The sequence below is a fragment of the Oceanobacillus alkalisoli genome (assembly GCF_022213125.1).
Classification (GTDB): Bacteria; Bacillota; Bacilli; order Bacillales; family Amphibacillaceae; genus Oceanobacillus; species Oceanobacillus alkalisoli.
This window is the reverse complement of the sequence record NZ_JAKNRA010000006.1, coordinates 49878-62515: the sequence shown is the minus strand read 5'-3', so window position 1 is coordinate 62515 and position 12638 is coordinate 49878. Positions and strand designations below refer to the sequence as shown.

The following is a 12638-nucleotide window of genomic DNA, read 5'->3' as shown; positions in this document are numbered from 1 at the left end:
GTTATATATGATATTGAAAACAGGATAAATAATAAGGAGAAGAATGATGAAAGAAATTGATCAAAAGCTCGCAGGTGAAATTGACCGTTTAACAAATAAAACATTTAAATTCGATGAACGTATCCGGGAAGGCTGGTTCTCAGCTGTATATTTTTTGAAAACGAAAAAGATTGCTGAGGAAAAAAATCCTAATAATCATGTAACGATGCAGTTTTTTCAAAAAGATGATGCTGTACTTTGCGGTACGGATGAGGTAATTGCTTTACTTCATACATTCGCTGACAATCCAGAGACATTGGAAATCAAATCACTGAAAGATGGAGACCGCATCAGTCCATATGAGACGGTCCTGACGATATCAGGTGCTTATCAGCAATTCGGTTATTTAGAAGGAATGATTGACGGAATACTTGCAAGAAGAACATCTGTCGCAACGAATGTATACAATGTGGTAAAAGCAGCGAGCATAACTGATAAACAAAAACCTGTCATCTTCATGGGGGACAGGGACGACCATTATACAACCCAGGCAGGGGATGGATATGCAGCATTTATTGGTGGTTCTACTGCTCAGGCAACTCATGCGATGAATGAGTGGTGGGGGAAAGCAGGCATGGGAACAATGCCACACGCACTCATCCAGATGTACCGCGGTGATGTCGTTGCAGCGGCTGAAAGCTATCATGAAGTATTCCCTGGAGATGAACTATCCGCTCTTGTCGACTATAACAATGATGTCATTACAGATTCTTTGAAGGTAGCAAAGCGTTTTGGTGAACAATTGAGCTCTGTTCGTCTTGATACTTCCCGTACATTGGTGGATAAATACTTCTTAAGAAATCATCATTTACTTGGAACATTCGACCCACGCGGAGTTAATCCCGAGTTATTATTTGCTTTACGGAAGGCGCTTGATGATGAAGGATTCCAGCATGTGAAAATCATGGTTTCCGGCGGATTTACCGAAGAACGCATTAAAGACTTTGAAGAAGCAGGTGTACCAGTTGATATGTATGGTGTAGGAAGAAGCTTATTACGGCTTAATATCGGATTCACAGGGGACCTCGTCCTATTGAATGGTTCACCGGAAGCAAAGGAAGGACGTAGATTTCGTCCGAATCCACGGCTTGAAGTGGTGGAATATAAAATCGTATAGAAGAGTATGTTCAAAAAGTACGGTAAAAATGACACTTCGTGAATGGGAGGTTCTACTAAGACCGTCCACGTCCTGTGGACAACGTAGAACTCACCACTTCCTGTGGAAGCTCGTTGGCTCGCTTTTCCGCTCCTCCTGTACCTGAAAACGTACATTCCGGTGCGGGGAGCTCTCGCCGCCTCGAACTTCGACGTACAGGACGTGTTCGTGTCGGCGGCGCAACAGAACGTTGCGTTTTTAGCCGACCTCGGTTCTTTTTATCCTCCTTTTTGAACGTTCTGTAGAAACAAGTTGGGATGAAAGAATTATGTTCATGTCCTTGATTGTTTGCTATAATAAGCTATTGTGTGATAATCTATCACAAACAGTAAGTCAAATCCTTTTTTGAACATGTGGAGGTTCTTTTTATGACAACTTACCATCTCATTGGTATAAAGGGAACTGGAATGAGTGCACTTGCACAAATTCTCTACGACTCCGGTGAGACCGTTCAAGGTTCGGATGTGGAAAAGCATTTTTTCACTGAAGAAGCTTTACTTGAAAAAAACATTCCAATTCTCCCCTTTTCTAAAGATAATATTAAAGCGGAATATACAATTATTGCGGGAAATGCATTCCCCGATAACCATGAAGAAATAGAAGAAGCGAAACGTTTAGGCTGCGAATTTTACCGATATCATGATTTCCTCGGGCGTTGGCTGAAAAAGTTCCGGAGTATCGCAATTACAGGCTCCCATGGGAAAACTTCAACGACTGGTTTGCTTGCCCATGTGCTGAATGAAGCCTTTCCGATCTCCCATTTAATCGGGGACGGAACGGGTAAAGGCCACGTGGACAGTGAATATTTTGTTTTTGAAGCATGTGAATACCGCAGACACTTTCTGAGTTATGAACCAGATTATGCAATTATGACGAACATCGATTTCGATCATCCGGATTACTTTACAAGTGTAGATGATGTCTTCTCTGCCTTCCAAGATATGGCAGATCGGGTGAAGAAGGGTATTATTGCTTGTGGTGATGATGAATACTTGCAGCGAATTACCGCTAATGTTCCCGTCCTGTATTATGGACTGGAGCCAGGCAATGATTTCCAAGCAAGAAACATTAAAACATCAGAAGAAGGCACTGTTTTTGATGTTTTTATCAGAAGCAATTATTATGATACGTTTACGATTCCAATGTACGGAGACCATCATATTTTAAATGCGCTCTCTGTCATTACATTGTGTCATTATGAAGGTATCCCTGCTAAAGAAATAAAGAGTTTGAGTTCATTCCGTGGAGTGAAACGGCGCTTTACAGAAAAGCATGTGGGTGATCAAATTATTATTGATGATTACGCTCATCACCCAAGAGAAATTAAAGCAACGATTGAATCAGCGCAGAAAAAATATCCGGATAAAGAAATTGTAGCTATATTCCAGCCGCATACTTTTACACGGACAAAGACATTTCTGCAGGAGTTTGCCGATAGTCTTGAAGGTGCTGACTCTGTCTATTTATGTGAAATCTTTGGCTCTGCCAGAGAAGAGGCCGGTAAATTAACAATCCATGATCTTCAAACGTTAATTGATGGTTGTGAAATTTTGGATATTGACCATACAGAGGTTCTAAATAAACATAAGGGCAGTGTGCTCATCTTTATGGGTGCTGGAGACATCCAAAAGTTTATCGAAGCTTATAAGCCTGGAACCCATCCAGAAGTATTGAATAAGTAGAGAATGGAAAGTCTGTCCAGGCAACCTTAGGTAGGAGGCCGTTTGGGCAGACTTTTTTTACATATCTTCTTATTAGAAGAGCTGGAGGGAATTATATGGTCCATTATCTTCCCATTTAAAGCGCTATAGCACAGTCCTAGGAAAATAACCACCTATTTTGGAGTGCTTTTGCGCTTCTCTGTCCCGCCGTATCATTCGAAATTTCATTCACTACGTTATATACTGTTTCTATAAGTTGATGTTTAATGAGGGATAGTTAGGGTATAAAGTAATTAAGTACCGCTAATCTATCTAACAAAAGCAATTATTTGTTAAAAGGAGCTGAAAATATGGAAGTCATGCTTTACATTGCTATAATCATCGCAGTTATAGCTCTTGTGGTACTAACGATTTACATTATCCATACCGTAAAGGTAACAAAAGGATTTTTGAATGAAACAAAGACAACATTACAAGGACTAGAAACACAATTAAAAGGAATAACGGATGAAACGACCGAGCTCCTGAATAAGACGAATCGGCTGGCTGCTGATGTCGAACTCAAATCCAGCAAAATTGACGGTTTAGTTGATGGCGCACAAGGTGTTGGTGAGACGATGAAGGAGTTTGATCATTCGTTAAAACAACTAACGAATAGTATTTCTCGTGCATCGCAGGAAGATCAAGAAAAGACGAACCAAGCGGTGAAATGGGGAGCATCTATTTTAGAATATGTCCTGAAGAGAAAAGAAAGTAAGTATTAATTAATTTTCAACTTTATGGAGGGAATAACAATGGCAGAAAACAATAATACGAGAGATTTTGCAATTGGCGTTGCACTAGGGGCAGTAATTGGTGCATCAACCGCTTTACTGTTTGCACCTAAATCTGGAAGAGAAACTCGACACGATTTGAATAGGGGTGCTCAGCAAGTAAGAAACCGTGCTGGAGAATTTAAAGATATTGCAGCCCAAAAGGGGTCGAACTGGAAAGATAAAGCCTACACAACTGGCGCAGAATTCAAGCAAAAAGCAATGGATACAGGCACAGAATTAACGAAGAAATCTAAAGAGTTAACGAAAACTGCTGCAAATAAAGCCCAAGATGTAACGAAAGCAGTTACAGAGAAGACAAAGGATGCAACAGAGAAAGTGGCTGACCAAGCGGAGAAAACGGTAGCTGAGGCAGATGAAAAGTTAAACGAAGCAAAAGAAACAGTTAAACAAGCTGCTGCAAAGACAGACAAAAAGGTTGAGCAGGCTGCTAATAAAGCTGATAAAAAAGTAGAAAAAACAGCTAAAGATGTCAGTAAGAAAATAGAAGAAGATGCAGATAAAGCAGCCGAGGCAGTTAAAACTGGTGATAAAGAATTGAAAAGCAATAAAAACAGCAGTGGTACAACGAGATAAATATAAAAAGGCTACAGACTAAAATAAGCGTCTGTAGCCTTTTTATGTAAATAAACCGAGAACAATCGTAATTATAATCATGAGGGGCGAATTTAATCAATCATCCCACACAATTCCTAAGGCGTCCCCGTCGTTAATAGGCGTATCAAATCCAGCTTTTTCGTTATTACAACAGAGGGTGAAGTTTCCAGTCGCATTTGTTAAATCTAACGCAACATAGCGAAATATGTCCTGAAAAACAAAGGTGGAAACTTCTTTTTCTTGTATGGTCAGACGGATATGCGGATGTAGTTCACTTTCTTTATGTAATGTCTGTCCTTTATTTGAAACTGTATAGGCAGATTTATAAAGAGTGACAGGTTCTTTATTGAAAAATACTTGAATCGAATAGGAATCCGATTTTTCGAGAGCTTCAAAGATATCTCTTACAATTGGTGTTCTAGCTGGAATAAGTTTCAGTTCATCATCATCGTGTAATATCGTTTCCATGGATGCTTCCTTATCATTAACAAGAATTGTTGTTTTTCCAATTGGTAAATCCAGCCTCTTTCGGTTGACGTAGATTGGAAACGCTAATTTAATATCTTTATCGTAACTGGAATGTTCTAGCAGGTCTTTTACACGCTCTCGTTTCGTCCACTGGATTTCGTCTTTATCTAGAATGCGATAACTAGCAGTTTTAAGCTGGCCATTTACAGTAAATGTTGTACCGAGCGTGTGATATTCTTCATTGAATTTTACGCTTATCGTTTTTGTTTCCCCAATTAATTCCTCAAGTGTAATTGTCGCACGTTCTCCGTCTTGTCCTTTTCTTAGTTCCATTATGTCATCCTGCTTGATACAGGTGTCTACTGTAGCCGGTCTGCCATTTAAGAGGATGCTTGGAGGCTCACCGAACCCGCCGGGAATCGTAACATCCTTCCCGTTCACCTTGATAATCGCAGCAATGCCAGGCTTTCCATAATAGCGATGGATCTCAATGCCTGCCTGTACAAAGGCGTCACCAACCGTCAATTCATTCACTTCAAAGAGCCGGACTATACTATCGTTAATCGTAACTTCTGTATATTGCACTGGACGCTCTTTTGCAGTGATTGCAATTCCGATAGGTGTGACAAAAATTGGTCCTTCAAATAATGTATCATCCACTTGGAGCTGCTGGATTGCTTCCACCCCTCGGATTGCTACTCGGTTGTCAGGTAAATCAAGATGTGTTGCTATATTCTCGGCGATCGTCGGCGTAAGACTTCCGCCGCCAACTAACATGACAGCATGAGGAGCTTTTCCGTTCAAACTTTTAATTTCATTAGCAATTACAGTTGCAAGCCGGTCAATTTCACTTTTTATATTTTCAACGAAAGCATCATAAGTAAGAGTGGAAGTGAACCCGAGAATATCTTCTATTTCGGCTTCGTTTTCCAAGACGATTTTTCTTTTTACTTTTTCCGCTTCTGGAAAGTCGAGTAAATAATAGTCACTGAGCGCTTCAGTTATCTCATCCCCAGCAATCGGCACCATTCCATAGCTGACTACTGTTCCTTGTTCGGTTATTGCAATGTCACTTGTACCGGCACCAATATCTACTAGGACAACATTTAAGCGGCGCATGGACTCCGGGATGAGGACATGAAGGGCGGCAATCGGTTCAAGCGTCATCGCTTCTACTTCCAGATTTGCCATTCGAACTGCCTGAAGTAAAGATTCAACAACTACTTTAGGTAAGAAAGTAGCAATTACTTCTGCGCTAGCTTCATTACCGGTTTGTTCGATAAGCGAGCCGATCCGTTCTTTGTCTAATTTATAATAGAGTAAGGAGTACCCAACACAATGATAGCTTTGATAGCTGTCTGCATGCTTTTCTGACCCCAATTTTTCTTGGGCAGCTTGGAGAGCAGCGAGTTCAAGATGCTTCACATCCTCATTGTTTTTAATCGGAAATTTCCTTAAATCAATCGTTGCACTTGCTTCCATCGTTTTTAACGACCGACCGGCAGCTGCGACACATACTTTATGTAAAGGGGCACCATAGTTTGTCTCGAGTGTAGCTTTTACTTTTTTTATCGTTGCGGCAACTGCGGGGACATCATGGATCTGTCCGTCCCGCATGGAGCGTGCTTCGTGTTCTATCATGCAATGATCAATCAGCCGGATGGAATTCTTATCTCTATCGATTAATACACCGGTAACTGACCTTGTACCTATGTCTAATGCGAAAATTATGTTTTCCACGATGCTCACCTCTTTCAATCTCTATCTACTAATCTACCACACATTAACGGGCTGTAGTACCCCGACCTCTTAGCGGGATAAAATAAAGAAGTGGAGGTCTTGGGTAAAACTGCCCTAACGAAATAAAGTTTTATACCACGGAAATCTGACATTGTCCGACATAATATTATTTTTATTAAATTAATAGTGACAAATAACAGATTCTTAGCTATAATTGTGTCTAATTATTAAAAACTGTGCAGGGGGCTTACGAATGAGTAATCAAATGGAACAGCTGAGAGAGCAATTAGATGAAGTGAACTTAGAGATTTTGGACTTAATTAACCGTCGGGCTGAATTAGTTCAGGAAATCGGCAAGGTGAAATCGAAACAAAGTACACATACATTTGATCCGGTCCGTGAAAGAGAAATGCTTGATAATATTAAAAAGCATAATACCGGCCCGTTTGAAAATGCAACAATCGAACATATTTTCAAAGAAATATTTAAAGCAGGTCTAGAGCTTCAACAAGATGACAATCAAAAAGCCTTACTCGTATCCCGGAAAAACCAACCCGAAAATACAATCGTTGAAATTAATGGGGCGAAAATTGGGAATGGCTCTGCAAATTATGTATTTGGACCATGTGCAGTTGAAAGTTATGAACAAGTAGCGCAAGTAGCTGAAGCAGTTAAAGCGAAGGGCTTGAAGTTACTCCGCGGTGGAGCATTCAAACCACGTACTTCCCCATATGATTTCCAAGGACTTGGAGTTGAGGGGCTGCAAATCCTAAAACGTGTCGCGGACGAATATGATTTAGCAGTGATTAGCGAAATTGTTAATCCGGCTCATATTGAAGAAGCGGTGGAATATATCGATGTTATTCAAATCGGTGCTAGAAACATGCAGAACTTTGAATTATTAAAAGCGGCAGGGGAAGTGGACAAGCCAGTTCTCTTAAAGCGTGGCTTATCCGCAACAATCCAGGAATTCATTAATGCTGCAGAATACATTATCTCTCGCGGGAATACCAATATCATCCTATGTGAACGCGGAATTAGAACATATGAAACAGCGACACGAAATACGCTCGACATTTCGGCTGTACCTGTTCTGAAAAAGGAAACACACTTACCAATTCTTGTTGACGTTACACACTCAACAGGTAGAAGAGATTTATTATTGCCAACTGCAAAAGCAGCACTTGCAATCGGAGCAGATGGAATTATGGCAGAAGTCCATCCAGACCCTGCAGTAGCATTATCTGACTCTGCACAACAAATGGACATTCCAACATTCGATAAATTCTTTGAAGAAATTACAGATTTGGAAAATCGTTTGAAATAAAACATAAAGGCGCAGGTGTTAGGCGGAATAATCACTATCGAACACATCTTTACTCAATCATTTCGCAAGTAATGAGTTAATTAGGACATAACTGTTTATCTTTGAGATATAATAGTTATGTCTTATTTTTTAGGGTAAAATTAATGAATTTCATAATACGTATTTAATGCTTCACCATCACCATATGTAGTTGAGTTGATTCGTTCCCAACTACATATGGTGATGGAATAGCCGACTTTGGTAATGATGAAATTCATTCAAATAGGTATAATATAAGTTTTCATGAAAATTTTCATGTTATTTTTGAAAAATATTTCATGGTAGAGTATGATAGAAAAAAGAGAACGAATATACTGGAGGTATATGTGATGACTGTAACGATTTATGATGTCGCAAGAGAAGCGAACGTATCTATGGCGACTGTCTCCCGTGTTGTAAACGGAAACCCGAATGTTAAACCTACCACAAGGAAAAAAGTACTTGCTACAATTGAACGCTTAGGCTATAGGCCAAATGCGGTAGCCCGCGGCCTTGCAAGTAAGAAAACGACGACGGTAGGTGCGATTATTCCGGATATATCCAATATTTTCTTTTCGGAACTTGCAAGAGGAATTGAGGATATCGCAACGATGTACAAGTATAATATTATTTTAAGTAACTCTGATTCTAAGAAAGAAAATGAATTACTACTCATTAATACAATGCTTGAAAAACAAGTGGATGGAATTTTATTTATGGGCGGTAATATTACCGACGAACATATCCAACAATTTAAAACATCTTCCGCTCCTGTTGTACTGGCGGCGACGTATGATTCGTCCAACGAAATCCCGTCTGTTAACATCGATTACGAATTAGCAGCTTACGAAGCAACGAAAGAGCTGACCAATAACAATAATAACGAACAGCCTGCGTTTGTGGGCAGCTTACGTGATACGGTTGTCAACGATTTGAAGTACGAAGGCTACGTTCGTGCAGTGAAAGAGGCAAACATCGAATTCAATGAAGATCTTGTATTCACGATCGATGCATCCTATGATGAAGGACTTGCTGTAGCAGAGAAGCTCCTCGAACTGGAAAGCAAGCCTTCCAGTGTTTTTGTCACAAGTGATGACGTGGCAATCGGTGTCATTCATGGTTTCCAAGACCGTGGACATAAGGTTCCGGAAGACATTCAAGTATTTGGATTTGATAATACGAAACTTGCGAAGATGGTTCGTCCGACTTTAACAACAGTTGTTCAACCAATGTATGATATTGGAGCTGTTGCAATGCGTCTATTAACGAAATATATGAATAAAGAAGAAGTAACGGATAAAAATGTTGTTCTTCCGCATCGACTTGAAAAAAGAGATTCAACATTATCCAACTAATGCCGATATAAGAAGAGAAGCTATCGGTCAAAGTTGCTGCTGACTTCAAATTCAATCCACTATTGAAAATGTCAGTAGCATCGGTATAAGGGCCAGTATTGCTTTCAATTCACGTATATATTTGAAGTTTGGAGAGATTACGATGACAAAAAAAGACATACTGACTCCAATCGGCATTACAGTTGGATTTATGATGATTATTTTCGCAATCAGTACGAATGGGGAAACTGGGAATATTTTAATTTTTCTAGATGTCCCTTCTATTTTCATTGTACTAGGCGGGGTGGTCGGATCCCTTTTAATCAGTTTTAAGCTAGAGCAGATTAAATTGACTGGTAGGGTGATTAAAGAGTCATTCGTCAAAACGGAAGATCGCTTGCCAGAAATGATCGAGCTGTTCATTCGTTTATCCGAGCGGGCCAGGAGAGAAGGTATTCTGGCATTGGAGAATGAATTGGATGAGGTAGAGGATCCTTTTATTAAAAAAGGTATTATGCTTGCTGTTGATGGAATTGAACCGGAAGTAATTACTGACATTTTGAATGCAGAAATTACGGCAATGGAAGAAAGGCATTATAAAGGGCGTACAATCATTGAAAAAGCAGGGGAGTATTCACCGGCCTGGGGAATGATTGGAACGCTTGTCGGGCTTGTATTGATGCTGAATCAGCTATCTGATCCAGCTACATTAGGTCCAGCGATGGCGATTGCCTTAATTACGACTTTATATGGTACAGTTCTCGCCAACCTCGTGTTCATCCCGATGGCAAGTAAGTTGGAAGCAAAAACAGAAGAAGAAGCTTTCTTAAAACAAATTATCATCGAAGGAATTATTGGTGTCCAGTCTGGTCAAAATCCACGAATATTAGAAGAGAAGCTAAGTGCCTTTATCTCTAATACAGATAAGCAGAAGTATCAAGAAGCGAAAGAAAAAGAAGAGGAAGCAGCGCGTTCTGGGTTTGTGGAGGATCGGGTAAATGAAGCGTAGACAAAGAAAACCGGATAAGGGTGCGGCAAAATGGCTCGTTACCTATTCGGATATGATAACGTTGATTCTTGTGTTTTTCATTCTATTATTTTCAATGTCCCGAATTGATCAGATTAAATTTGAAGCAGTGGCGGAATCATTTCAAAACCGGGAAGTGCTTGATTTCCTGCCATCCGTTGTCCCGAACAGTTACCCGCAGGAAGGTAATAACACTGCGGAAAGTGGTAAGGACGAATCGGACGACCCGATTGATGTGAACGTCAGCCGGGATGCCTATATAAGCAAGCAACAGGAAGAAGAGTCTTTAAATGAACTTGTGGAAAGTGTTGAAGCATATTTGGATGAGCATGCGTTAAATGATGAAATTACAGCTGCAATTACAGAACGTGGTGTCCTGCTCGTGCTGCAAGATAGCATCTTTTTCAATATGGGAGAAGCGGTTATCTTGGATGAGGGGAAACCGTTCCTTGAAGAAATTGGGAGCTTATTTTCACAAATGCCGAATGATATTAAAGTGGAAGGTCATACAGACACGAGACCAATTAATACATACCGGTATCCGTCCAATTGGGAATTATCCGGTGCGAGAGCAAGCAGTGTAGTCCGGTATTTGATTGAGGAATTTAATTTAGAAGAATCGCGTTTTTCGATTGCTGGCTATGGTGATACAAGACAAGTTGCTCCGAATGATTCCGAAGAGAATATGAGTCTGAACCGGCGAGTGGAGATTACAATTTTAAATACGGACTATGAAGATGAATAACCGATTTTCATAATCAAAAAAGCAGAAAGAAAATCTCTCTCTGCTTTTTTTTATTGCTTTGAATGAATTTCATAATTACCAAAGTCGGCTTCACCATCACCGTATGTAGTTGAGAACGAACCAACTCAACTACATACGGTGATGGTGAAGCATTAAATACGCATTATGAAATTCATTAGCTTTATTTAAATATTTTATTTTTCATTGCTTCCTGGACAATTTCTTTTTCCGAGAAGTAAATCTCTTGATCGCCAATAACTTGTGTTGTTTCATGTCCTTTGCCGGCAAGGAGAATGCAGTCCTCTGGATTACTCGATTCAATCGCATGCTGTATTGCTTCAGCTCGGTCTTCGATTGCAATATAATTTCCTTTATTCCGGTCAAGTGCATCGGTTGTTTCCTTCATAATCGTTGCGATATCATGCTTTTTCGGATTATCCAATGTGACAATGGAATAATCGGCGTATTCGGCAGCGACACGCCCCATGCCATAACGTTTATCTCTTCCATTCTCACTCATATCAGCATAAACCCCGAAGACGAGGATGAGTTTCCCTTTTACAAATGGTCTAAGAACAGTGATCGCTTTCTGTAAGGCATCCTCTGTATGGGCAAAATCAACAACGACTCGAAAATCTCCTTGTTTATATACCGTCTCAAGTCTGCCTGAAATATGTTTCACCGTATCCAGGCCAGTTTGAATCGCCTCTATGCTTATTCCGTTACAGTAAGCTGCTGCAATGGCTGCTAAGCTATTGGATACATATATTTCACCGGGCAGATGAATCGTAATACGTGCTGACTCATTCGGCGTATGCACGGTAAAAGACGTTTGTTCAAAGGAATAATCAATATCTGTCGCATAAAAATCAGCTTTTTCATGGATGCCATAGGTAATTGTTTTCACTTCTGGATTATTTAATAGTTGTACCAATTTTTGTCCATAAAAATCATCGACATTGACGATATTAAAGTCATGTGTCATTGTAAATAGTTCGGCTTTTGCTTGGAAATAGTCATCCATTGTTTTATGTAATTCCAGATGATCTGGGCTTAGGTTTGTAAAAATCCCCGTCGTAAAGGAAGTATAAGCAGAACGTTTCAGTTGCAGGGAGTGAGAAGAAACTTCTATTAAACAATAATCATGTTCTGTCCGTTTCATATCGTCTAGAAATCGCTGAAGGTCAATCGCTTCAGGAGTTGTGTTATTCGTTGGTATGATTTCTTCATTCATCAGCGTTCCCAGCGTTCCGATCACTCCGGTTTTCTTATTCGCTTTATCAAGAATCGCTTTCAGAAAATGGGTGATGGAGGTTTTCCCGTTCGTTCCGGTAATTCCAATTACGTTTAATGTTTCGGATGGATGCCGGTAGAAATTAACGGAGGCTTTTGCCATCCCATCTCTCGTATTTGGTACTTTTATTACGGTAACATCAGAAGAAACAGGAATTTCCCTTTCTACGAGAATTGCACGCGCTCCATTCTTAACAGCCTCTTGTGCTTTATCATGGCCATCTAATGTGAAGCCTTTTATACAAATAAAAAGGCTATCAACTTGGTTTTCGCGAGAATCATATGTAAGAATAGAAATTTCTTGATTTATATCTCCTTGAATGACTTCATAATCCATATTTTCCATAATGTCTTTTAGTAACAATCCGTCCATCTCCTTCTTAGAAAGACAAGGTAAATC

10 protein-coding genes are annotated in these 12638 nt (G+C 39.9%); 8 read left to right on the top strand and 2 right to left on the bottom strand.

The window, feature by feature from the left end; all coding sequences use genetic code 11:
• Positions 1-46 precede the first annotated feature (46 nt).
• The 4 genes from L3V42_RS09620 to L3V42_RS09605 all read left to right on the top strand — a co-directional run bounded on the left by L3V42_RS09620 (position 47) and on the right by L3V42_RS09605 (position 4265).
• A complete protein-coding gene (locus tag L3V42_RS09620) occupies positions 47-1156 on the top strand; it encodes a nicotinate phosphoribosyltransferase (RefSeq protein ID WP_238471877.1) in 1110 nt (369 codons plus the stop codon).
• A 407-nt stretch (positions 1157-1563) separates the two neighbouring features.
• Positions 1564-2877, top strand: a complete 1314-nt coding sequence (murC, locus tag L3V42_RS09615) for a UDP-N-acetylmuramate--L-alanine ligase (RefSeq protein ID WP_235762406.1) — start codon at positions 1564-1566, stop codon at positions 2875-2877.
• 329 nt (positions 2878-3206) lie between these two features.
• Positions 3207-3620, top strand: a complete 414-nt coding sequence (locus L3V42_RS09610; protein WP_235762407.1) for a DUF948 domain-containing protein — start codon at positions 3207-3209, stop codon at positions 3618-3620.
• A gap of 30 nt (positions 3621-3650) precedes the next feature.
• A complete protein-coding gene (locus tag L3V42_RS09605; RefSeq protein ID WP_235762408.1) occupies positions 3651-4265 on the top strand; it encodes a YtxH domain-containing protein in 615 nt (204 codons plus the stop codon).
• A 96-nt stretch (positions 4266-4361) separates the two neighbouring features.
• Here L3V42_RS09605 and pilM read toward each other — a convergent pair whose 3' ends face one another.
• Positions 4362-6494, bottom strand: coding sequence for a pilus assembly protein PilM (gene pilM, locus L3V42_RS09600; RefSeq protein WP_238471876.1), 2133 nt, complete (start codon positions 6492-6494; stop codon positions 4362-4364).
• A 253-nt stretch (positions 6495-6747) separates the two neighbouring features.
• On the opposite strand from pilM, the gene L3V42_RS09595 reads away from it, so the two are divergent.
• The 4 genes from L3V42_RS09595 (at position 6748) to motS (ending at position 10945) form a co-directional block, all read left to right on the top strand.
• Positions 6748-7821, top strand: a complete 1074-nt coding sequence (locus L3V42_RS09595; protein ID WP_235762410.1) for a bifunctional 3-deoxy-7-phosphoheptulonate synthase/chorismate mutase — start codon at positions 6748-6750, stop codon at positions 7819-7821.
• 368 nt (positions 7822-8189) lie between these two features.
• On the top strand, positions 8190-9194 hold the full coding sequence (gene ccpA, locus L3V42_RS09590) for a catabolite control protein A (protein ID WP_235762411.1): 1005 nt from the start codon (positions 8190-8192) through the stop codon (positions 9192-9194).
• A gap of 142 nt (positions 9195-9336) precedes the next feature.
• A complete protein-coding gene (gene motP / locus L3V42_RS09585; protein WP_235762412.1) occupies positions 9337-10182 on the top strand; it encodes a flagellar motor protein MotP in 846 nt (281 codons plus the stop codon).
• Entirely contained in the window at positions 10172-10945 is a 774-nt protein-coding gene (gene motS / locus L3V42_RS09580) for a flagellar motor protein MotS (protein WP_238471875.1), read from the top strand. Before motP ends, motS begins: the two co-directional genes overlap by 11 nt.
• 181 nt (positions 10946-11126) lie before the next feature.
• On the opposite strand, the gene L3V42_RS09575 is transcribed toward motS, so the two are convergent.
• Complete coding sequence (locus L3V42_RS09575; RefSeq protein ID WP_238471874.1) at positions 11127-12602, bottom strand: UDP-N-acetylmuramoyl-L-alanyl-D-glutamate--2,6-diaminopimelate ligase; 1476 nt, start codon at positions 12600-12602, stop codon at positions 11127-11129.
• Between the last annotated feature and the right edge of the window lie 36 nt (positions 12603-12638).